The sequence below is a fragment of the Streptomyces sp. NPDC051636 genome (assembly GCF_044453765.1).
GTDB lineage: Bacteria > Actinomycetota > Actinomycetes > Streptomycetales > Streptomycetaceae > Streptomyces.
Genome location: NZ_JBITDA010000004.1, coordinates 87183 through 108474, shown reverse-complemented (window position 1 = coordinate 108474; position 21292 = coordinate 87183). Strand labels below are relative to the sequence as shown.

The 21292-nt window shown below is 72.7% G+C and carries 17 protein-coding genes and 2 pseudogenes; 13 read left to right on the top strand and 6 right to left on the bottom strand.

Features of this window, described 5'->3' with window-relative positions; genetic code table 11:
* The first annotated feature begins 69 nt into the window (after positions 1-69).
* The 4 genes from ACIBBH_RS10080 (at position 70) to mmpA (ending at position 2602) form a co-directional block, all read left to right on the top strand.
* Positions 70-1170: a WD40/YVTN/BNR-like repeat-containing protein gene (locus tag ACIBBH_RS10080; RefSeq protein WP_399403774.1), complete on the top strand. Its 1101-nt coding sequence runs from the start codon at positions 70-72 to the stop codon at positions 1168-1170.
* Between the two features lie 71 nt (positions 1171-1241).
* Positions 1242-1571 (top strand): plasmid stabilization protein, encoded by a 330-nt coding sequence (locus ACIBBH_RS10075; protein ID WP_399403773.1) that lies wholly within the window; start codon positions 1242-1244, stop codon positions 1569-1571.
* Positions 1572-1618: 47 nt separating this feature from the next.
* Positions 1619-2311, top strand: a complete 693-nt coding sequence (locus tag ACIBBH_RS10070) for an endonuclease V (RefSeq protein ID WP_399403772.1) — start codon at positions 1619-1621, stop codon at positions 2309-2311.
* A gap of 144 nt (positions 2312-2455) precedes the next feature.
* On the top strand, positions 2456-2602 hold the full coding sequence (gene mmpA / locus ACIBBH_RS10065) for a morphogenic membrane protein MmpA (RefSeq protein ID WP_399403771.1): 147 nt from the start codon (positions 2456-2458) through the stop codon (positions 2600-2602).
* A 43-nt stretch (positions 2603-2645) separates the two neighbouring features.
* On the opposite strand, the gene ACIBBH_RS10060 is transcribed toward mmpA, so the two are convergent.
* Positions 2646-3824, bottom strand: a complete 1179-nt coding sequence (locus tag ACIBBH_RS10060) for a saccharopine dehydrogenase family protein (protein ID WP_399403770.1) — start codon at positions 3822-3824, stop codon at positions 2646-2648.
* Positions 3825-4119: 295 nt separating this feature from the next.
* Between ACIBBH_RS10060 and ACIBBH_RS10055 the strand changes: the two genes are divergently transcribed.
* The 3 genes from ACIBBH_RS10055 to ACIBBH_RS10045 are packed head-to-tail and all read left to right on the top strand — an operon-like array spanning position 4120 to position 8759.
* Positions 4120-5274: a CaiB/BaiF CoA transferase family protein gene (locus ACIBBH_RS10055; RefSeq protein WP_399403769.1), complete on the top strand. Its 1155-nt coding sequence runs from the start codon at positions 4120-4122 to the stop codon at positions 5272-5274.
* Between the two features lie 40 nt (positions 5275-5314).
* On the top strand, positions 5315-6535 hold the full coding sequence (locus ACIBBH_RS10050; protein WP_399403768.1) for an acetyl-CoA C-acetyltransferase: 1221 nt from the start codon (positions 5315-5317) through the stop codon (positions 6533-6535).
* A 40-nt stretch (positions 6536-6575) separates the two neighbouring features.
* Positions 6576-8759 (top strand): 3-hydroxyacyl-CoA dehydrogenase NAD-binding domain-containing protein, encoded by a 2184-nt coding sequence (locus ACIBBH_RS10045; RefSeq protein WP_399403767.1) that lies wholly within the window; start codon positions 6576-6578, stop codon positions 8757-8759.
* Here ACIBBH_RS10045 and ACIBBH_RS10040 read toward each other — a convergent pair.
* Entirely contained in the window at positions 8745-9488 is a 744-nt protein-coding gene (locus ACIBBH_RS10040) for a MerR family transcriptional regulator (RefSeq protein WP_399403766.1), read from the bottom strand. The genes ACIBBH_RS10045 and ACIBBH_RS10040 overlap by 15 nt on opposite strands.
* Positions 9489-9698: 210 nt before the next feature.
* Here ACIBBH_RS10040 and ACIBBH_RS10035 point away from each other — a divergent pair, with 210 nt between their 5' ends.
* From ACIBBH_RS10035 to ACIBBH_RS10025, 3 genes and pseudogenes are all read left to right on the top strand, one after another.
* Positions 9699-11165, top strand: a complete 1467-nt coding sequence (locus tag ACIBBH_RS10035) for an amino acid permease (protein WP_399403765.1) — start codon at positions 9699-9701, stop codon at positions 11163-11165.
* Positions 11166-11224: 59 nt separating this feature from the next.
* Positions 11225-11712 (top strand): annotated as a pseudogene (locus ACIBBH_RS10030) (Appr-1-p processing protein).
* Positions 11709-12621 (top strand): annotated as a pseudogene (locus tag ACIBBH_RS10025) (PfkB family carbohydrate kinase). Before ACIBBH_RS10030 ends, ACIBBH_RS10025 begins: the two co-directional pseudogenes overlap by 4 nt.
* Positions 12622-12648: 27 nt before the next feature.
* On the opposite strand, the gene ACIBBH_RS10020 reads toward ACIBBH_RS10025, so the two are convergent.
* Positions 12649-14142: a M1 family metallopeptidase gene (locus tag ACIBBH_RS10020; RefSeq protein ID WP_399403764.1), complete on the bottom strand. Its 1494-nt coding sequence runs from the start codon at positions 14140-14142 to the stop codon at positions 12649-12651.
* A gap of 173 nt (positions 14143-14315) precedes the next feature.
* On the opposite strand from ACIBBH_RS10020, the gene ACIBBH_RS10015 reads away from it, so the two are divergent.
* The gene (locus ACIBBH_RS10015) at positions 14316-16271 is read left to right on the top strand and encodes a Xaa-Pro dipeptidyl-peptidase (protein WP_399403763.1); all 1956 of its coding nucleotides are present in this window, start codon (positions 14316-14318) and stop codon (positions 16269-16271) included.
* A gap of 18 nt (positions 16272-16289) precedes the next feature.
* Here ACIBBH_RS10015 and ACIBBH_RS10010 read toward each other — a convergent pair whose 3' ends face one another.
* Entirely contained in the window at positions 16290-17228 is a 939-nt protein-coding gene (locus ACIBBH_RS10010) for an FAD-dependent oxidoreductase (protein WP_399403762.1), read from the bottom strand.
* Between the two features lie 66 nt (positions 17229-17294).
* Between ACIBBH_RS10010 and ACIBBH_RS10005 the strand changes: the two genes are divergently transcribed.
* Together ACIBBH_RS10005 and ACIBBH_RS10000 are read left to right on the top strand one after the other, a co-directional pair.
* Positions 17295-18323 (top strand): oxidoreductase, encoded by a 1029-nt coding sequence (locus tag ACIBBH_RS10005; RefSeq protein WP_399403761.1) that lies wholly within the window; start codon positions 17295-17297, stop codon positions 18321-18323.
* Positions 18324-18372: 49 nt separating this feature from the next.
* A complete protein-coding gene (locus ACIBBH_RS10000; RefSeq protein WP_399403760.1) occupies positions 18373-20013 on the top strand; it encodes an ABC-F family ATP-binding cassette domain-containing protein in 1641 nt (546 codons plus the stop codon).
* On the opposite strand, the gene ACIBBH_RS09995 is transcribed toward ACIBBH_RS10000, so the two are convergent.
* Together ACIBBH_RS09995 and ACIBBH_RS09990 are read right to left on the bottom strand one after the other, a co-directional pair.
* Complete coding sequence (locus ACIBBH_RS09995; RefSeq protein WP_399403759.1) at positions 20010-20636, bottom strand: DUF664 domain-containing protein; 627 nt, start codon at positions 20634-20636, stop codon at positions 20010-20012. The genes ACIBBH_RS10000 and ACIBBH_RS09995 overlap by 4 nt on opposite strands.
* 43 nt (positions 20637-20679) lie before the next feature.
* Positions 20680-21243, bottom strand: a complete 564-nt coding sequence (locus tag ACIBBH_RS09990) for a putative glycolipid-binding domain-containing protein (RefSeq protein ID WP_399403758.1) — start codon at positions 21241-21243, stop codon at positions 20680-20682.
* Positions 21244-21292: the final 49 nt, after the last annotated feature.

The following is a 21292-nucleotide window of genomic DNA, read 5'->3' as shown; positions in this document are numbered from 1 at the left end:
TCATTCACGCCCGGGGCGGGACGGGGACCGTCTGGACGCGGCCGGGGGAGTGGGCTAGCTTCGCCCGCCATGAGGCGCTCGGGGAACGCGGGACGGACGGGAGTTACACGTCGACGGCTGGCCGCGGGGGTGTGCGGGGTGGCGCTGGCCGCGCTGACCGCCGTACCGGCCCAGGCGCACACGCCGGAGCAACGGGCGCCGCACTGGGCGCTCAAGGACAGCGGTGCGCCGCAGGCGCGCTTCCGCGGGCTCGCCGCCGTGAACCGCGACACCGCCTGGCTGGCCGGGACCGGCGGCACGGTCCTGCGCACCGCCGACGGCGGGGCGAGCTGGCGGAACGTCTCCCCGTCCGGCGCCGCCGACCTGCAGTTCCGGGACGTGGAAGCGTTCGACGCGCGGCGCGCGGTGGTGCTGGCCATCGGCGAGGGCGAGGCGTCCCGCGTCTACCGTACCGACGACGGCGGCGCGACCTGGACGGAGTCCTTCCGCAACACCGACCCGAACGCCTTCTACGACTGCCTGGCCTTCTTCGACCGCCGCCACGGCCTTGCGATGGGCGACCCGGTGGACGGCAAGTTCCGCATCCTGTCGACCGCGGACGGCGGCCGCAGCTGGCGGGTGCTGCCCGCCGACGGCATGCCGGCCGCGCTGGACGGCGAGGCGGGCTTCGCGGCGAGCGGCCAGTGCCTGGTCACCTCGGGGCCGAAGGACGTCTGGCTGGCCACCGGTGGAGGCGCACGCACGCGCGTGCTGCACTCCGCCGACCGGGGCCTGACCTGGACGGCCACCGACACCCCGATCCCGGCCGGCGACCCGGCGCGCGGCGTGTTCGCGCTCGCCTTCCGCGACCGCACCCACGGCCTCGCGGTCGGCGGCGACTACCGCGCCGACCAGCCCTCCCCGCAGGCCGCCGCGATGACCCGGGACGGCGGCCGCACCTGGCAGCCGGCGGCCACGCCCCCGCCCGCCTACCGCTCCGGCGCCGCCTGGCTCCCGCACGGCCCCACCACCGCCCTCGCCGTCGGCCCCACCGGCACCGACGTCACCACGGACGGCGGCCGCACCTGGAAGACGCTCGACACCGGCTCGTACGACACCGTCGACTGCACCCCCGACCTCGGCTGCTGGGCGGCCGGAGAGAAGGGACGGGTGGCCCGGCTGGAGAGTTGACCCGCGCGCGGGATGCCGCGTGGCGCGCGAACGGGGTACTCGGTCACCGTTACGTGAAAGGAGTGACCGACATGCCACGCGGTTCCAGCCCCAAGCGGGAACGTCAGTACGAGCACATCAAGAAGAGCGCGCAGGACCGTGGCGAGAGCACCGACCGGGCCAAGGAGATCGCGGCCCGGACGGTGAACAAGGAACGCGCCCGGTCCGGCGAGTCGAAGACCGCGAGCCGCACCTCGACCCAGGACATGTCCTCCGGCAAGCGCGGCGGCCAGCGGTCCGGCAAGGGCTCCCAGGGCCCGACCTACGACCAGCTCTACGAAGAGGCCAAGCGCCGCAACATCCACGGCCGTTCCGACATGAACAAGAGCGAGCTGCAGCGCGCGCTGGGCAACAAGGGCTGACCCGCGGCCCGTACGCCCGCCCCGCGGCCCGTACGCTCGTCACCATCATGACGACCGTACGGATTCCGGCGGGCTGGCCCGCCACCGAGGAAGAGGCCCGCGCCGTCCAGGACGAACTGCGCGAGCGGGTGGTCCTGGACGAGCCCGGGCCGCGCCCCGGCACCGGTCACGTCACCGGCGTCGACGTGGCCTACGACGACGAACGGGATGTCGTCGCGGCGGCGGCCGTCGTCCTTCACGCGGCCACCCTGGAGGTGGTCGCCGAGACGACGGCCGTCGGCCGCGTCTCCTTCCCGTACGTGCCCGGGCTGCTCGCCTTCCGTGAGATACCCACCGTCCTGGCCGCCCTCGACGCGCTGCCCTGCCCGCCGGGCCTGGTCGTCTGCGACGGCTACGGACTGGCCCACCCGCGCCGCTTCGGCCTCGCCGGTCACCTCGGCGTACTCACCGGACTGCCCACGATCGGCGTCGCCAAGAACCCCTTCACCTTCACCTACGACGACCCCGCTCCCCGGCGCGGCAGCGGCTCCCCGCTCCTGGCGGGCACCGAGGAGGTGGGCCGCGCCCTGCGCACCCGGGACGCCGTCAAGCCGGTGTTCGTCTCCGTCGGCCACCGGGTGAACCTCGACAACGCCTGCGCGCACACGCTGGCCCTGACCCCGGCCTACCGGCTCCCGGAGACCACCCGCAGGGCGGACGCGCTGTGCCGCCGCGCCCTCCGGGAGGCGACGACGCTTTGAGGCGCCGGCCTCCCGGCAATCCGATCAGCAGGCGCACAGGACGCGGCGGAAGAGGCGGGCCGGGGCGCGTACTCACGCGCCGAGTGCGTCGTCTGAGTACCTGTACGGATGTGGCCGCCCCGGGGCGACGGCAGGCTGTGCCGCATGACGACGCACCGCTCCCCGAAGCCCCTGACCGACCCCGACCGGCCGGTCGAGCGCGCCGTGACGGCCGTGCTCGTCCTGGCCGTGCTCGCAGGGGTCGGGTGGATCGGCGGCATGCTGTACACCGTCCTCGGGTGGTCGCTGTGAGCCCGCCCGCCGAAGGCGCACAGGAGTGCTGTCCGGACAGGCCCTAGAAGAACGCCGCTACCCGGAAGCCGATCCCCGCCCGCTGGAGCCGCTCCGTGAGCGCGTCGCCCATCGCCGCCGCCGTGGTGACCTGGCCGGCCGTCGGCGGCAGGTCGTCGAAGGCCAGGGACAGGGCCGCCTCGGCGAACATCTTGGCGGTCTCGTCGTAGCCGGGGTCGCCGCCCGAGACCTCGGTGAAGACGCGCCGGCCGCCGCCCTCGCCGACGAAGCGGACCGTGAACCAGCTCTTCGCCCGCTTCTCGGCGCTCGGCCCGTCCCCGGGCTTGAGCCGGTCGGACAGCCAGCGCCGGGCGGACGGGAGCTGTGCGGCGGCCGCCACCGCGCCGACGGCCGCGACGCCGCCCAGGGCGACGGGCAGATGGCTCACCGCCGCGTAGTGCCGGTAGCGGAAGTCGGGGCCGTACCGGTCCAGGGCCTTCGCCGACCGGCGGACGATCTGTGGGTCGATGGTCGGCAGCGGCAGCGCCCAGGCGCCGACCTCCTTGGCGAACCGGGGCACGCCCGCCGACGCCGTGACCCGGCGTTCCATCAGCCGCGGCTCGTGCCGGCCACGCTCCCGCGCGGCGGCCAGCAACTGCCGCCCGCGCGCGAACTGGTTCAGCGCCGAGGCGAGGGTACCGCCGGAGAAGGCCGCGTCGGCGCTCACGAACCCGTCCACGGTCAGCGGCACGCCCTCCGGCAGCTGACGGACGGTGAAGTACGCGCCCAGGTCGTGCGGCACGGAGTCGAAGCCGCAGGCGTGCACCAGCCGCGCGCCCGTCTCACGCGCGCGTGCGTCGTGGCGGACGTACATCAGGTCCACGAACTCCGGCTCGCCCGTCAGGTCGAGATAGTCGGCCCCCGCGTCCGCGCAGGCGGCGACCAGGGGCTCGCCGTGGCGGAGGTACGGGCCCACCGTCGAGGCCACCACGCGCGCGTGCTCGGCCAGTCGGCGCAATGCGGCCGGGTCGGTCACGTCGGCCTGCAGGACGCCGACGTCCGCGCCGCCCGGCAGCCGCTCGCGCAGCTTCTGAAGACGGTGCTCGCCGCGGCCGGCGATCGCCCAGCGCAGGTCCTCGGGCGCGTGCGCGGCGAGGTACTCCGCGGTGAGCGTGCCGACGAAGCCCGTGGCTCCGAAGAGCACGATGTCGTAGGGACGGTCCGTCCTGTTCAGCCTGCTCATGACACCCCTCGGTCGTGCAGCCCGCGCCGCTGTCGGTGGCTGAGGCTAGCGTGAGGAGTGCGGAGACCGACGACCAGCCCGGAGGCAGCCGATGGCGGTGCCCAGGAACACCGTGCGCAAGTGGGATGAACGGATCATGGCCGGACTCGATGCGCGCCGACCCGGGCACCGGGACGGCCGCGCCCTCGCCGGATACCTTGGCAAAGCGCTTGCTTGTCAGGCTCTTGTGTCCGGTGGAACGTGTTCTTAGCATCAGCGGTGTTACAGCAGTTGTGTCACAGTGACTGGGGGCGGCATGACCACGGCAGGGACGCCAGGACAGGGCCCGCTCACCGGCGTGCGCGTGGTCGAGCTGGCCGGCATCGGCCCCGGCCCGTTCGCCGCCATGCTCCTGGCCGACCTGGGCGCGGACGTGGTCCGGGTGGACCGTCCGGGCGGTTCCCCGCTCGCCGTCGACCCCGGGTACGACGTCACCAACCGCAACAAGCGCTCGGTGCTGGTCGACCTGAAGGCCGACAGCGGCCCCGCCCGCGTCCTCGACCTGGCCGAACGGGCCGACATCCTCATCGAGGGCTACCGCCCCGGTGTCGCCGAGCGCCTCGGCGTCGGCCCCGACGCCTGCCACGCCCGCAACCCCGCGCTGGTCTACGGCCGGATGACCGGCTGGGGCCAGCAGGGCCCCCTCGCCGACCGCGCCGGCCACGACATCGCCTACATCGCGCCGACCGGCGTCCTTGGCATGATCGGCGACCCGGACGGACCTCCGGCCGTCCCCGCCAACCTGCTCGGCGACTACGCGGGCGGCTCGCTCTACCTCGCCGTCGGCGTCCTCGCCGCCCTGCACCACGCGCGCGCGACCGGCACCGGCCAGGTCGTCGACGCCGCCATCGTGGACGGCACCGCCCACCTCTCCGCGATGATCCACGGCATGCTGGCGGCCGGCGGCTGGCAGGACCGGCGCCGCGCCAACCTGCTGGACGGCGGCTGCCCGTACTACGGCACCTACGAGACCGCCGACGGCACGTACATGGCGGTCGGCGCCCTCGAGCAGCAGTTCTACGAGGAGTTCCTGCGGCTGCTCGGCCTGGAGGAACTCGCCCCGGCCCGCAAGGACTGGACCCGCTGGGGTGAACTGCGCGAACGCGTCGCCGCCCGCTTCAAGTCCCGTACCCGGGAGGAGTGGACGGCCCTTTTCGAGGGCACCGACGCGTGCGTGGCGCCCGTCCTGTCCCTGCGCGAGGCCCCGCATCACCCGCACCTCGCCGCCCGGGGCACCTTCACCGAGCACGGCGGCATCACCCAGCCCGCGCCCGCGCCCCGCTTCTCCGCCACCCCCACCAGCGTCCGCACCGGCCCCGCCAGGCCCGGCGCCGACACCGCGGCGGTGGCTCGGCACTGGGACATACCCGGGCTCGCGCCCCACGAGGACCTCGCCCGGGACGGCGACTGACCCCGCCCCGCCCGGCCCACCACCCGCGAAAGGCATACCAGTGAGCACCGAAGCGTACGTGTACGAGGCGATCCGCACTCCGCGCGGGCGCGGCAAGGCGAACGGTGCCCTGCACGGCACCAAGCCCATCGATCTGGTCGTCGGCCTCATCCACGAGCTCCGCGACCGCTTCCCGGCCCTGGACCCGGCGGCCATCGACGACATCGTGCTGGGTGTCGTCAGCCCCGTCGGCGACCAGGGGTCCGACATCGCGCGGATCGCCGCGATCGCCGCCGGACTGCCGGACACGGTGGCGGGCGTGCAGGAGAACCGCTTCTGTGCGTCCGGCCTGGAGGCCGTCAACATGGCCGCCGCCAAGGTCCGTTCGGGCTTCGAGGACCTCGTCCTGGCCGGCGGTGTGGAGTCGATGTCCCGGGTGCCGATGGCCTCGGACGGCGGCGCCTGGTTCAACGACCCGATGACCAACCTCGCCGTCAACTTCGTGCCGCAGGGCATCGGTGCCGACCTGATCGCCACCATCGAGGGCTTCACCCGGCGCGACGTCGACGAGTACGCGGCGCTGTCGCAGGAGCGGGCGGTGACGGCCTGGAAGGAGGGCCGCTTCGACCGCTCCGTCGTCCCCGTCAGGGACCGCGGCGGCCTGGTGGTCCTCGACCACGACGAGCACCCGCGCCCCGGCACCACCGCCGACTCCCTCGCGAAGCTCAAGCCCTCCTTCGCCGACATCGGCGAGCTCGGCGGCTTCGACGCGGTGGCCCTGCAGAAGTACCACTGGGTGGAGAAGATCGACCACGTCCACCACGCGGGCAACTCCTCCGGCATCGTCGACGGCGCCTCGCTGGTCGCGATCGGCTCCCGGGAGGTCGGCGAGCGCCACGGCCTCACCCCGCGCGCGCGGATCGTCTCCGCCGCCGTCTCCGGCTCCGAGCCCACCATCATGCTCACCGGCCCCGCGCCCGCCACCCGCAAAGCACTCGCCAAGGCCGGGCTGACCATCGACGACATCGACCTGGTCGAGATCAACGAGGCCTTCGCGGCGGTGGTGCTGCGCTTCGTGAAGGACATGGGCCTGTCCCTGGACAAGGTCAACGTCAACGGCGGCGCCATCGCGCTCGGCCACCCGCTCGGCGCCACCGGCGCGATGATCCTCGGCACGCTCGTCGACGAACTGGAGCGCCAGGACAAGCGGTACGGCCTCGCCACGCTGTGCGTGGGCGGCGGCATGGGCATCGCGACGATCGTCGAACGCATCCAGTCGTAGTCCCCAGCGACCCCCTCAGACCTCAACGGAGACCCCTGCCATGACCGAGAGCATCACCATCCGCTGGGAACAGGACGACACCGGCGTCGTCACCCTCGTCCTCGACGACCCGAACCAGTCCGCGAACACCATGAACCAGGCGTTCCGCGACTCCCTCGCCGTCATCGCCGACCGCCTGGAGGCCGAGAAGGACTCCGTCCGAGGCGTCATCCTCACCTCGGCCAAGAAGACCTTCTTCGCGGGCGGCGACCTGCGCGACCTGATCCGGGTCACCCCCGAGACCGCCCAGGAGGTGTTCGACGGCGGCCTCGCCGTTAAGCGCGACCTGCGCCGCATCGAGACCCTGGGCAAGCCGGTCGTGGCGGCGATCAACGGCGCCGCCCTGGGCGGCGGTTACGAGATCGCTCTGGCCTGCCACCACCGCGTCGCCCTGGACGCGCCCGGCGCGAAGATCGGCTGTCCCGAGGTCACCCTCGGCCTGCTCCCCGGAGGCGGCGGCGTCGTCCGCACCGTCCGCCTGCTCGGCATCGCCGACGCCCTGCTGAAGGTCCTCCTCCAGGGCACCCAGTACAGCCCGCGCCGCGCGCTGGACAACGGCCTGATCCACGAAGTGGCCACCACGCCCGAGGAACTCCTCCAAAAGGCCCGCGCCTTCATCGACGCCAACCCCGAGTCCCGGCAGCCCTGGGACAGCCCCGGGTACAAGATCCCCGGCGGCACGCCCGCCGACCCGAAGTTCGCGGCCAACCTCCCCGCCTTCCCCGCCACCCTGCGCAAGCAGACGAACGGCGCCCCCTACCCGGCCCCGCGGGCCGTCCTCGCCGCCGCCGTCGAGGGCGCCCAGGTCGACTTCGAGACCGCGCAGGTCATCGAGGCCCGCTACTTCGTCGAACTGGCCGCCGGACAGACCTCCAAGAACATGATCCAGGCGTTCTTCTTCGACCTCCAGGCGGTCAACTCCGGCGCCAACCGCCCCCGGGGCATCGAGCCCCGCCAGGTCCGTAAGGTGGCCGTCCTCGGCGCCGGGATGATGGGCGCCGGCATCGCCTACTCCTGCGCCCGAGCGGGCATCGACGTCGTCCTGAAGGACGTGTCCCTGGAGGCGGCCGTCAAGGGCAAGGGCTACTCCGAGAAGCTGTGCGCCAAGGCCGTCGCGAAGGGACGTACCAGCCAGGAGAAGGCGGACGCGCTGCTCGCCCGCATCACCCCGGCCGCCGACGCGCAGGACCTCGCGGGCTGCGACGCGGTGATCGAGGCCGTCTTCGAGGACTCCGCGCTCAAGCACAAGGTGTTCCAGGAGATCGAGCACATCGTCGCCCCCGACGCGCTGCTGTGCACCAACACCTCCACCCTGCCCATCACCACGCTCGCCGAAGGCGTCGAACGCCAGGGCGACTTCATCGGCCTGCACTTCTTCTCGCCCGTCGACAAGATGCCGCTGGTGGAGATCATCAAGGGCGAACGGACCGGCGGCGAGGCCCTCGCGCGCGCCTTCGACCTGGTCCGGCAGATCAACAAGACGCCGATCGTCGTCAACGACTCGCGCGGCTTCTTCACCTCACGGGTGATCGGCCACTTCATCAACGAGGGCGTGGCGATGGTCGGCGAGGGCGTCGAGCCCGCCTCCGTCGAGCAGGCCGCCGCACAGGCCGGTTACCCGGCCAAGGTGCTGTCCCTGATGGACGAGCTGACGCTCACCCTGCCGCGCAAGATCCGGGGCGAGTCGAAGCGGGCCGTGGAGGAGGCGGGCGGCACCTGGACGCCGCATCCGGCCGAGGCGGTCATCGACCGCATGGTCGACGAGTTCGGCCGGACCGGCCGCAGCGGCGGCGCGGGCTTCTACGAGTACGGGGAGGACGGCAAGCGGGCCGGGCTGTGGCCCGGGCTGCGGGAGCACTTCACACGGGAAGGCGCCGAGATCCCGTTCGAGGACATGCAGGAACGCATGCTCTTCTCCGAGGCGCTGGACACCGTCCGGCTCCTTGAGGAGGGCGTCCTGACCTCGGTCGCCGACGCCAACATCGGCTCCGTTCTCGGCATCGGCTTCCCCGGCTGGACGGGCGGCGTGCTGCAGTACATCAACGGCTACGAAGGAGGCCTGCCCGGCTTCGTGGCACGCGCGCGTGAGCTCGCCGAGCGCTACGGCGAGCGGTTCACCCCGCCCGCGCTGCTGGTGGAGAAGGCGGAGAAGGGGGAGCGGTTCACCGACTCAGCCCGTCCGTGACCCAGTGAGCCACTCGCCCAGCTCTTCCCTCAGCGACCGCTGGAACGTCGTCAGCAGCGCCTGCACCACCAACGGGTGCATGTGCGCCGACAGGGACTTCACATCCCGGGCGTCACGCTCCGCCACCTCGCCGCGGAAGAGCTGGGAGAGCTCGTGGGCCGCGGCGCGCGAGTGCTCCACGAGCACCTCGCGCGCCGCGAGGATCGCCTCCTGGGACAGCGGTACGCCGAGGAGCTGGAAGCCGAGCCGGAGCAGCCCGGAGTCCACGCGGAAAACGTCCCCGTCCTGCGCCGTGACGACGTTCATCGCCGCCAGCCGCTCCACGTCCTCCTGGGCGAGCGGCCGTCCCGCCCGCCGCTCGAGCTCCCGCCGCGACACCGTCTCCACCGTCTCCGGCGCCCAGGACGCGACCACCGCCCGGTGGATGGCCAGTTCGTGCGGAGTGAGGTCGGCCGGCAGCTGCCGCAGGTACCGCTCGATCGCCGCCAGCGTCATGCCCTGCTGTCGCAGCTCCTCGATCAGGGCCAGGCGCGCCAGATGCCCGGGCCCGTAGTGACCCACCCGGCGCGGACCGATCACCGGCGGCGGCAGCAGGCCCTTGGTCGCGTAGAAGCGGACCGTGCGGACCGTGAGGCCGGCGCGGGCGGCCAGCTCGTCGACGGTGAGGGTCGGCTCCCCGGCACCCGTGTCGGTGCCGGTTCCCGCGTCGGTCTCGGCGTCGGTCGTCATGTGCAGCAGTATCGCTGTCTCACCAGTGCTGTGAAACATGTGACGACCATGTGAGAAGTGCCGCTCTGTGAGGTGGACCACCGCATATGGGGTGATCCGTCTGGGAAGCTGCTGCCTTGGTCTGTGCCGCGTCACAAGGGTGGTGCGGGCCGAGGCACGTTCGGACACCCGGGTCACGAATCCCGGGCGCACCAGAAAGTGGAACCACCCGTGAGCAAGGACGCCGTGCATTCGGCACACGTCGCCACCCACCCCCGGGCGACCGGAACGCCCGCGGACGCGGGCGACGCCGGCTACAGCAAGGACCTCAAGGCCCGCCACGTCAACATGATCGCCATCGGCGGGGCCATCGGCACCGGACTCTTCCTGGGCGCCGGCGGCCGCCTGCACAACGCGGGCCCGGCGCTCGCCCTGGCCTACCTGGTCTGCGGCGTCTTCGCCTTCTTCGTCGTACGGGCGCTGGGCGAGCTGGTGCTCTACCGGCCCTCGTCCGGATCCTTCGTGTCCTACGCGCGCGAGTTCCTCGGCGAGAAGGGCGCGTACGTCGCCGGCTGGATGTACTTCCTGAACTGGTCGACGACCGGTATCGCCGACATCACCGCGATCGCGCTGTACACGCACTACTGGAGCATGTTCACGTCCGTCCCGCAGTGGGTGCTCGCGCTGATCGCCCTCGCGGTGGTGCTGGCCGTGAACCTGATCTCGGTGAAGATATTCGGCGAGATGGAGTTCTGGTTCGCGATCATCAAGGTCGCCACCCTCGTCGCCTTCATGCTGGTCGGCATCTTCCTGCTGGCCACCCAGCACGACGTCGGCGGCCGGATCCCGGGCGTGAGCGTGATCACCGACAACGGCGGCATCTTCCCGCACGGCCTGATGCCGGTCGTCCTCGTCATGCAGGGCGTGATCTTCGCCTACGCCGCCCTGGAGCTGGTCGGCGTCGCCGCGGGCGAGACCGCCGAGCCCGAGAAGGTCGTCCCGCGCGCGGTGAACTCCATCATGTGGCGCGTGGGCCTGTTCTACGTCGGCTCGGTCGTCCTGCTGGCCCTGCTGCTGCCCGGCTCGGTGTACTCCGCCGACGAGAGCCCCTTCGTGACGGTGCTGTCGAAGATCGGCGTCTCGGGCGCGGGCGACGTGATGAACCTGGTCGTGCTCACCGCCGCCATGTCGTCGCTGAACTCCGGCCTGTACTCCACCGGCCGCATCCTGCGCTCCATGGCGGTGGCCGGGTCGGCGCCGAAGTTCACCGCCCGCATGAACCGCAGCCAGGTCCCCTACGGCGGCATCCTGCTGACCTGCGCGGTGTGCGTGGCCGGTGTCGTCCTGAACTACCTCATGCCGAGCGAGGCCTTCGAGATCGTGCTGAACGTCGCCTCCCTCGGCATCATCAGCACCTGGGTGATCATCATGGTCTGCCACCTGGTCTTCGTCCGGCGCGCCCGGGCGGGCGAGGTCACCCGGCCGCACTTCCGCCTGCCGTTCAGCCCGGTCACCGAGATCGCCACGATCGTCTTCCTGCTGGCCTGCCTCGGCATGATGGGGAACGACCCGGAGGTCGGCCGCAAGACCCTGTTCCTCATCCCGGTGATCGCCGTGCTGCTGGTCGCCGGCTGGTTCGGGGTGCGCCGCCGGGCCGGGCGGACCGCGGACCGGGAGCTGAGCGACCTCACGCAGTAGGCCCGCACGCGAAGCAGCAGGTCAGGGCCGCTGTCAGGGGCAGCGTCCAAGGTGGCGTCATGTCGGGGATCTCGTATGTCCGGGGTGACGCCACCGTGCCGTCGGTCGAGGGCGTCAAGGTGTCGCCCATGTCTGCAACGCCATCGGCGGCTGGGGGAAGGGCTTCGTGCCGGCGCTCTCGCGGCGTTGGCCGGAGCCGGAGGCGGCGTACCGCGCCTGGCACCGTGACCGCGCGGCGAACGACTTCGCCCTGGGCGCGGTGCAGCTCGTCCGGGCCGAGCGGTACGAGTGGGTGGCCAAGATGGTCGGCCAGCGGGGGCATACGGACCGGCAGCAAGGGCGTCCCCGTCCGCTACGAGACGATCGACACGGCGCTGGGCGGCTCGCGGACGAGGCGACGGAACCCGGCGCGTCCGTGCGCATGCCCCGCACAGGCTGCGGGCCGGCGGGCGGAAAGTGGTCCCGGATCGAGCCGCTGATCGAGGAGCGGCTGGTGCGGCGGGGGATCGCGGTGACGGTGTACGACCACGGGGAGGGGCCGGGATGAGCGGCGAGGCCGAGGTACTGGTCCTGGGCGGTGCGGGCGTGGACACCATCGTGCAGGTCCCCGAGCTGCCCCTGCCCTAGCCGACAGCTACCCGATCGACTCCGGGATCCGCACCCGGGCCGGGCAGACCGGCGACTTCGTCGCGCTGGGCCTGGCCGCGCTCGGCCTGCGCACCCACCACCTCGACCTGCTCGGCGACGACCCCGAGGGCGACCTGGTCCGCGCGCTGCACGAGGAGCGGGGCGTCGCGCTCACCGCACTCCCGCAGCCCGCCGGCACCAAGCGGGCGGTCAACCTCGTCGGCCCGGACGGGCGGCGGCTGTCCCTGTACGACACCAGCCGCGCCCACCCCGGCGACCGGTTCCCGGAGCCGCTGCTCCGCTCCCTGGCCGGGGCGAGCCGGCACGTTCACGTCACCCTCACCCATCCGGGCGCCCACGCCCTGCCCGTGCTGCGCGAGACGGGCGTGACCCTCTCGACCGACCTGCACGACTGGGACGGCGACAATCCCTACCACGAGCCGTTCGCCCACGCGGCCGACACGTCTTCCTCTCGGCGGCCGCCCTGCCCGACCCGGAACGGACCATGCGCCGCGTCGCCGAGCGCGGCCGGGCCGAGGTGGTCGTCGCCACCGCCGGGGCCGCGGGCGCGTATCTGCTGACCGGCGGCGAACTGACCCGCATACCGGCCGCCGTGCCGCCCGCGCCGGTGGTCGACTCCAACGGCGCGGGCGACGCGGCCGCCGCGTTCCTCTTCGGCCGCCTGACCGGCGAGCCGCCCCCGCGGTGCGCGCTGTACGGCGCGGTGGCCGGGGCGTATGCCTGCACCGTGCCGTCGACGCGAACGGACGCGATCAGCCGCGACGAACTCCTGGGGCGGGTGGCCGGGCCGGAGTCCGCCGCCCGCTGAGCCGGGCGTCAGCCGCTGAGCCGGTGGTCAGTGGCCGTGCACGTCGTTCGTCGCCTCGATCTTCTTCCACGACTCCGGCCGCACAGGAGCCGCCGAATACTTCGCGATCGACGCGGTACGCGCCGCGGACGCCGCCGGCTTCGAGGGCTGGAACAGCCAGGTGTCGAAGAGCGCCGCGAGGGGCTTGCCGGAGACCTGCTCGGCGTACTTCTGGAAATCGGCCACCGAGGCGTTGCCGTACGCGTGCTCCTTCGGCCAGCCCTTGAGGATGGCGAAGAACGCGTCGTCGCCGACCTCGCCCCGCAGGGCCTGGACGGCGAGGGCACCCCGGTCGTAGACGGCGATGTCGAACTGGTCGTCGGGGCCGGGGTCACCGGGCTTCACCGTCCAGAACGCGTCGTCGGCCGGGTGCGAGGCGTACACGTAGTCGGCCAACTCCTGCGTGGTGCCCTCGCCCTCGTGCTCGGACCACAGCCACTGCGCGTACCGCGCGAAGCCCTCGTTGATCCAGATGTCCTTCCAGCCCTTCAGCGACACGTCGTCGCCGTACCACTGGTGGGCCAGCTCGTGCACCACCACCGAGGTGTTGGAGCCGTTGGCGAACTGCTTCGGGCTGTAGTACACCCGGGTCTGCGTCTCCAGCGCGTACCCCGTGGTGGTGTTGGGCACGTATCCGCCCGCCGAGCTGAACGGGTACGGCCCGAAGCAGCCGCTGAGCCAGTCCACCAGCTCGCCGGTCCGCTCCACGCTCGCCCGCGCCGCCCCGTCGTTGTCGCCGAGGTCCTTGCTGTAGGCGTTGACGACGGGGACGCCGCCCTCGGAGGTGCTGGTCGTGATGTCGAACTTCCCGACGGCCAGGGTGGCCAGATACGTCGCCTGCGGCTTGTCCTCCCGCCAGTTGTAGCGGGTCCAGCCGAGCTTCGAACTCGTCGACCGCAGCGTGCCGTTGGAGATCGCCTGGGTGCCGTCCGGCACGGCCACCGACACGTCGTAGGTGGCCTTGTCCAGCGGGTGGTCGTTGCTGGGGAACCACCACCAGGCCGCCTCGGGCTCGTCCGCCGCGACGGCCCCGTCCGGGGTGCGGTGCCAGGTCGAGAAGCCGTACGCGCTCTTCGCCGACGGCACCCCGCTGTAGCGCACCACGACGGTGATCGGCGTGCCCTTCGCCAGCGGGGTCTTCGGGGTGATCTCCAGCTCGTGCTGGCCGGACCTGGCGAAGGCGGCCCGCACGCCGTTGACCCGCACCTCGCTCACGTCCAGCAGGAAGTCCAGGTCGAAGCGGGACAGGTCCTGCGTGGTGCGCGCCAGGACGGTCGCCGTGCCCTCCAGCTCGTCCGTCGCGGGCTGGTACTTCAGCCTCAGGTCGTAGTGCGAGACGTCGTAACCGCCGTTGCCGTAGTACGGGTGGTAGGGGTCGCCGATGCCCGGTGCGCCGGGTGCGTAGCTCGCGGCCGATGCCGGGATCGCCAGCAGCAGGGAGGCCGTCGCGAGGACACCCGGGGCGAGGATTCTGCGGTGCACGTCAGCTCCAAGTCGTAGGGACACGAAGTCTGTTCGGAGCCTATTCAGTCCCTGTGACCCCTGGCGTGTCCACGGCACCCGTTGTCACACGATCGCCATTCGGCCGTCATGAACCCTACGGCCACTCATATGCCCCCTTCTGCAGGAGAGTTGGCCGGGGGTACCGTCCGCGCATGCCCAAACGCATGCGCTTCACGATCTGGAGAACGTTCGCGACCGCGGCCGTCGCCGTCCTCCTGGCCGCCTTCCTCACCCCGGCGGCGGCCCGGGCCGCCCCCGCCCCGAAGGAGAGCCGGCCGGTCTACTCCTACGCCGACGCCATCCGCGAGTCCGTCTGGGTGGACACCGGCCTCGACGGCGACGGCGACGGGAAGTCCGACCGCGTCGCCGCCGACATCGTCCGGCCCCGCGAACCGGCGCGGCAGGGCCGCAGGATCCCCGTCATCATGGACGCCAGCCCGTACTACTCCTGCTGCGGGCGCGGCAACGAGAGCCAGAAGAAGACGTACGACGCGAGCGGTCACGTCCTGCAGATGCCGCTGTTCTACGACAACTACTTCGTACCCCGCGGCTACGCCTTCGTCGGCGTCGACCTCGCCGGCACCAGCCGCTCCGACGGCTGCGTGGACGTCGGCGGCCGCAGTGACGTCCAGTCCGCGAAGGCGGTCATCGACTGGCTGAACGGGCGCGCGAAGGCCTACACCAGCCGCAGCGGCACCACCACCGCCGAGGCGACATGGACCAACGGCCGCACCGGCATGATCGGCAAGAGCTGGGACGGCACCATCGCCAACGGCGTCGCCGCCACCGGCGTCAAGGGTCTGGAGACGATCGTGCCGATCAGCGCCATCTCCTCCTGGTACGACTACTACTTCGCCAAGGGCGCCCCGCTGTACGACTCCGGCCCCGACTGGCTGTCCGACGCGGTGGAGAGCGACGACAGCCACGCGCATTGTGCGGCCGTACAGCGAAAACTCGTCGACGGGGCTCCGCGCACCGGCGACTGGACCTCCCTGTGGACCGGGCGGAACTACGTCAAGGACGCGGCCAAGGTGAGGGCGAGCGTCTTCCTCGTGCACGGCCTGCAGGACCTCAACGTCCGCACCAAGCACTTCGGCCAGTGGTGGGACGCCCTCGCAGGGAACGGCGTCGAGCGCAAGATCTGGCTGTCCCAGACCGGGCACGTCGACCCCTTCGACTACCGGCGCGGGGCCTGGGTCGACACCCTGCACCGCTGGTTCGACCACGAACTCCTCGGCTACGCCAACGGCATCGACCGCGAGCCGATGGCCGACATCGAACGCCACCCCGACCAGTGGGTCACCTCGGCGGTCTGGCCCCCGCGCGCCACGCGGACGACCACCCTGCGCCCGGCCGCCGGCACCCAGGCGGGCGTCGGCAGCCTCGGCCTGCGGCGGGGCTCGGGCACCGAGACCTTCACGGACGACCCGCGGCTGAGCGAGACCGACTGGGCCGCGCGGATCGCCGAGCCGACACCGGAGAAGGCCGGTTTCGTCACCCGCCCGCTCACCCGTGACCTGCGCCTGTCCGGCTCCTCCAAGGTCACCGTCACCGCCACCCCGACCGCCCCGACGGCCCACCTGTCCGCCGTCCTCGTCGACCTCGGCCCCGACACCATCCGGGACTACGCGGACGATGCCGAGGGCATCACCACCCTCACCGACCGGACCTGCTGGGGCGAGAGCACGGCCGGGGACAGCGCGTGCTTCAAGGCCACGCGGGCCAGGACGAAGGCAGTCGGCTTCACGGTCTTCAGCCGCGGCTGGGCCGACCTCGGCAACCACGCCTCCGACCTGAAAGGCGTCCCGCTCACCCCGGGCAAGTCGTACACCATCACGCTCGACCTCGCGGCCACCGACCACGTCGTCCCGAAGGGACACCGCCTGGTGCTGATCGTCGCGGGTACGGACAAGGACCTCATCGACCCTCCGTCCAGCAGGCCGACGCTCACCCTGGACCTGGCCCGTACATCGGCCAGGGTGCCGCTCGTCGGCGGCGCCGCCGCGTTCACCCGCGCCACCTCGGGCGGCACGTCCGCCGCACCCACGGTCACGGATCTGGACGGCGTGCGGGTACCCCGCACCGTCCAGCGCGTCCCCGGCAGCTGACCGGCTCGGCCGACCGGTTCAGGCGGCCGGGCAAGCCCGCCCGGCCGCTTCTCGCGCGCACCCCCACGCCACCGTGACCCCCGCCCCGCCGTGCCCGTAGTTGTGCACCAGCACCCGTCCGCCCGGCAGCGGCCGCCGCTCCAGCCGTACCGCGTTCCGCGCAGGCCGCAGCCCCACCCGGTGCGCCAGCACCCGCGCGCCGGCGATCTCCGGCCGCACCGCCGCGCACCGCGCGACGATCGCCTCCGCCACCGCCGGATCGGGCACCGGGGACCAGGCGTCCTCCTCGGCCGTACCGCCCAGGACCAGTCCGCCCGGCTGCGGGAAGAAGTACGTCGAGACGCCCGAGGAGTGATCGACGGACGTCAGCCAGGTCGTGATCCCCGGGTTCTCCACGACCACCAGCTGCCCGCGCACCGGCCGCACCGCCGGATCGGGCACGAGCCAACGAGCGCCGATGCCCGTGCAGTTGACCACGACGGGGGCGGGTACCGCCGCCAGGTCCGTCACCACGCGCTTCTCCACCGTCCCGCCCGCCTTCAGCAACCGCTCCCGCAGCCACGGCAGATGAGTCGACATGTCGATGAGCGGCAGCCGCGCCCGCAACCCGTCGGCGTCCTCGCGCAGCCCCGGCACCCGCGTCGCCCACGGACCCAGCCCGTCCAGCCGCATGTGGGCGTGTAAGCCCTCGACCATGCGTACGCCGGTTTCCTCGGCACGCCCCGCCAACTCCACGTACACGGCCAGGGACTCCAGGGCCCACGCACCCACGAGCGGCTCCGGCTCGATGCGGTACGGCCACCACAGCGCGCCCGCGACCGCCGAGGTCGAGCGCTCGGCGGGCTCCCGCGCCCACACCCGCACCCGCCTGCCACCCTCGGCCAGCAGTACGGCGGTCGTCAGCCCGACGACCCCGCCGCCGACCACGATCACCTCGTCGCCCGGACCGTGCTCCATGCGGCGACGGTAGCGGAATATGTCATGCCGCGCTCACATCCGTCCCGTTCTGGGAATACTCACCGCATGTCTGCCGCACACGCGACCTTCGGCCTGGCACCGGCGACACGCGTCGGCGGTGTCCTCGCCGACGGCGGCTACCAGGTCCACCGGGACTTCATGGACTTCGTCGTCGACGGCCGTCCGCTGCTCTACCAGCTCTCCGACCTGGACGCCGTCTCCCCGCTCGCCTCCGACGTGCCGCCCGCGATCCTCACCGCGCAGGTCCGCAGCCTGCTGCTGGAGACCGAGGCGCCGTTACCGGCTGGCCGGTACGTCATCTACGCCTGCCCCGAGTGCGAGGACCTGGGGTGCGGCGCGGTCACCGCCGTCATCGAACGGGACGGCGAGGACTACATCTGGCGGGACTTCGCCTGGCAGACGGACGTCTGCGCCGACCCGGAGCTCAACGGCTACCACGGCATCGGCCCCTTCCGCTTCCACGGCCCCGAGTACCGCGCGGCCCTGGGCGCCCTGCTCGACGGCGCCGCCGCCCCGCCCGCGACCGGCCGCCGCGTCCTGCTGATCGGCGCCCGCGTCGCCCTGCTCGCCAAGCTCGCCGCCGCCCTGCGCACCACCGGCATCGGCGCCGACATCACCCGCGACGCCGACGACGTGCCCGCCGAGGAACTGCGCCAGTACGGCGCCGTGGCCTTCGGCCCCACCGTCGGCGAGGGCGAACGAGCCGCCGTACGCCGGGCGTTCGAGCAGGCGAGAGCCGACGCGGCCTTCGTCGACGGCCTCGCCCCGATCGTCCCGCTCCTCGTCGCGCAGATCGAACACGCCCTGGACCGCAGCCCGCTCCAGCAGCGCCGGCTCACCCGGCTGGTCGCCGCCGACGGCGAGGCGTGCGTCGAGGTCACCTCGCCCTGCCGGGTGCGCCTGACCGCGTACCGGCTCGACCGGCTCTCCCGCACCCGGGCCCAGGAGGTCTTCGACGGGGTGCTGGAGCCAGGGCGGCACCGCATCGCCCTGGACGCGAAAGCGGTGAAGGGGGAGTCCTTCCTGATGGCCCGGACCTCCGGGAGCGTGCTGGTGGAGGCGATGGCGCGCTGAGAAACCCGGCTGAGCGGCGGGCGGCCCGGCCGTTAGGATCGGCGTCCTGATGACTGCCACTCTCGTCGCCAAGAACCTCGCCGCCGGCCACGGCGACCGCTCGCTCTTCTCCGGCCTCGGCCTCGTCGTAGCCCCCGGGGACGTGATCGGGCTGGTCGGTGCCAACGGCGCGGGCAAGTCCACGCTGCTGAGGATGCTCGCCGGACTGGCCGCACCGGAACAGGGCGAGCTGAGGCTCTCCCCGCCGACGGCGACCGTCGGACACCTCCCGCAGGAGCCGGAACGCCGCCCGGGCGAGACGGTGCGGGAGTTCCTCGCCCGCCGCACCGGCGTCGCCGAGGCCCAGCGGGTCATGGACGAGGCCACCGAGGCGCTGGTCGAGGGCGCCCCCGGCGCCGACGACGCCTACGCGGCGAGCCTGGAGCGCTGGCTCGGCCTGGGCGGCGCGGACCTGGACGAGCGGGCCGAGGAGGTCGCCGACTCCCTGGGCCTGGCCGTCGACCTGGACCAGCCGATGACCTCCCTCTCCGGCGGCCAGGCGGCCCGCGCCGGCCTCGCCTCGCTGCTGCTGTCCCGCTACGACGTCTTCCTGCTCGACGAGCCCACCAACGACCTGGACCTGGACGGCCTGGAGCGTCTCGAACGCTTCGTCACCGGCCTGCGCGCCGGCACGGTCGTCGTCAGCCACGACCGCGAGTTCCTCACCCGCACGGTCACCAAGGTCCTCGAACTCGACCTAGCCCAGGGCGAGATCAACCTCTACGGCGGCGGTTACGCGGCCTACCTGGAGGAGCGCGAGGTGGCCCGCCGGCACGCCCGGGACGACTACGAGGAGTACGCCGACAAGAAGGCGGCCCTGCAGGACCGGGCGCAGACGCAGCGCTCCTGGATGGACAAGGGCGTGAAGAACGCGCGCCGCAAGGCCGGCAACGACAACGACAAGATCGGCCGCAAGTTCCGCAGCGAGGCCAGCGAGAAGCAGGCCGCGAAGGCCCGGCAGACCCAGCGCATGATCGAACGCCTCGAGGTCGTCGACGAGCCCCGCAAGGAGTGGGAGCTGCGCATGGAGATCGCGGCGGCCCCGCGCTCCGGCGCGGTCGTGGCCACCCTGCGGGACGCGGAGGTACGGCGCGGCGACTTCACCTTCGGCCCGGTCTCCCTGCAGATCGACTGGGCGGACCGGGTCGCGGTCACCGGGGCCAACGGTGCCGGCAAGTCCACCCTGCTCGGCGCTCTGCTCGGCCGCGTCCCGCTGGACGCCGGGCACGCCGCGCTCGGCTCGGGCGTCCTGATCGGCGAGGTCGACCAGGCCCGCGAGCTGTTCCACGGCCCGGAGCCCCTGCTGGACGCCTTCCGCGCGGCCGTCCCCGGCACCGAGCCGGCCGAGGTGCGCACCCTGCTCGCCAAGTTCGGCCTGAAGTCGGACCACGTCCTGCGCCCGGCCGCGACCCTCTCCCCGGGCGAACGCACCCGCGCCGCCCTGGCCCTGCTCCAGGGCCGGGGCGTCAACCTCCTCGTCCTCGACGAGCCGACCAACCACCTCGACCTGCCCGCCATCGAACAGCTGGAGTCGGCCCTCGACTCCTACGAGGGCACCCTGCTCCTGGTCACCCACGACCGGCGGATGCTCGACGCGGTACGGGTGACCCGCCGCCTGGAGGTCGCCGACGGCAAGGTGACCGAGCGCTAGGAGCTCTCGGACCGGCCCCCGGCCCCCAAGCCCTCGGCCCCCGGGCCCCCGGCCTCCTTCGCCGCGCGTTCCACGCGGTCGACGTGCGCCTGACGCGAAGCCGCGTCGCCCGGAGCCACGTTGGGGCTCGCCGCGCGCTGCCCCACCGCCCCGTCGATCAGCTCCCGGACGATGTCGGCGTGCCCGGCGTGCCGCTGGGTCTCGGCGATCATGTGCGCGAGGCTGTGGTGCAGGGTCAGCCCGTTCCGGGCACCCGGCACCCGGCCGACCGCGTCCAGCGGCAGCGAGGCGATCGTCTCGTCCGAGTGGACCCACACCCGCCGGTAGAGGCCGGTGATCTCCTCCCGCGTCTCGTCGGGCCGCGCCCACAGGTCCGCGTCCGGCTCGGCGTCCCCGGCGATCCACAGGGCGGGCCCGTCGTCGAAGGGCCGCCCGAAGGTCGTGCCGAAATACAGCGCCTCCGCGCCGGTCAGGTGCTTGACCAGCCCGAGCAGGTTCGTACCCGTGGGGGTCATGGGGCGCCGGATGTCGTACTCCGGCAGGCCCTCCAGCTTCCACAGCAGCGCGTCGCGGGCATCCTGCAGGTACACCTGGAGGTCCGCCTTGGGATCAGATCCGATCATGGGAGCAGTCTGCTGACAGCCTGCGCCCTGTGCATCCGTTTTCCTACCGCAGGCGCCTGGCCAGCCCCGGGTAGTCGGCCACGAAGCCGTCCGCGTCGAACTCCAGGTCGGCGCTGAACCCGCCGGAGGCGTAGCGGACGCGCGCGCCGTGCCGGGTGCGGCCGAGGTGGGTGTACGTCTGCCGCGACGGCCGTACGGTCAGCTGCGGCACGGACACCCACGCCATGACGAACTCCCGCTCGCCGGGCATCCGGTGCAGCCCGTGCCGGAGCACCGGCATGGTGTGGGTGAGCGGGCACAGCCCCAGGTCGCAGTCGAGAGCGCCGTCGACGTCGGGCAGCGGCACGCCGCCGGTGGTCCACCGGCCTCCGCCGTCGTGCCGCAGGTCCAGCGTGCGGGTCCCGCTCGCGGAATCGGCCGTCACGGTCAGCCGCCGGGTCACAAGGCCGTCGGCCGTGTCGAGCTCGTAGGCGATCCAGTACGGCTCCGGCACGGTCCCGACCGCCCGGCCGCGCGCCCGCAGCACACCTTCGCCGCGCTCGACCCAGGCGGTCTCGTACCCCCTGCTCGCGATGACGTCCCACGTGATGACGTGTGTCGTCGTCATGCCACCACCCTACGGGCGAACCAGGGCCCCGGTACCGTACCGGAGCCCG

Bases quoted from the DNA above. Each gene is read 5' to 3' on its own strand.
- ACIBBH_RS10080 (WP_399403774.1), top strand. From the start codon at position 70: ATGAGGCGCTCGGGGAACGCGGGACGGACGGGAGTTACACGTCGACGG.
- ACIBBH_RS10075 (WP_399403773.1), top strand. From the start codon at position 1,242: ATGCCACGCGGTTCCAGCCCCAAGCGGGAACGTCAGTACGAGCACATC.
- ACIBBH_RS10070 (WP_399403772.1), top strand. From the start codon at position 1,619: ATGACGACCGTACGGATTCCGGCGGGCTGGCCCGCCACCGAGGAAGAG.
- mmpA (WP_399403771.1), top strand. From the start codon at position 2,456: ATGACGACGCACCGCTCCCCGAAGCCCCTGACCGACCCCGACCGGCCG.
- ACIBBH_RS10060 (WP_399403770.1), bottom strand. From the start codon at position 3,824: ATGAGCAGGCTGAACAGGACGGACCGTCCCTACGACATCGTGCTCTTC.
- ACIBBH_RS10055 (WP_399403769.1), top strand. From the start codon at position 4,120: ATGACCACGGCAGGGACGCCAGGACAGGGCCCGCTCACCGGCGTGCGC.
- ACIBBH_RS10045 (WP_399403767.1), top strand. From the start codon at position 6,576: ATGACCGAGAGCATCACCATCCGCTGGGAACAGGACGACACCGGCGTC.
- ACIBBH_RS10040 (WP_399403766.1), bottom strand. From the start codon at position 9,488: ATGACGACCGACGCCGAGACCGACGCGGGAACCGGCACCGACACGGGT.
- ACIBBH_RS10015 (WP_399403763.1), top strand. From the start codon at position 14,316: ATGCCCAAACGCATGCGCTTCACGATCTGGAGAACGTTCGCGACCGCG.
- ACIBBH_RS10010 (WP_399403762.1), bottom strand. From the start codon at position 17,228: ATGGAGCACGGTCCGGGCGACGAGGTGATCGTGGTCGGCGGCGGGGTC.
- ACIBBH_RS10005 (WP_399403761.1), top strand. From the start codon at position 17,295: ATGTCTGCCGCACACGCGACCTTCGGCCTGGCACCGGCGACACGCGTC.
- ACIBBH_RS10000 (WP_399403760.1), top strand. From the start codon at position 18,373: ATGACTGCCACTCTCGTCGCCAAGAACCTCGCCGCCGGCCACGGCGAC.
- ACIBBH_RS09995 (WP_399403759.1), bottom strand. From the start codon at position 20,636: ATGATCGGATCTGATCCCAAGGCGGACCTCCAGGTGTACCTGCAGGAT.
- ACIBBH_RS09990 (WP_399403758.1), bottom strand. From the start codon at position 21,243: ATGACGACGACACACGTCATCACGTGGGACGTCATCGCGAGCAGGGGG.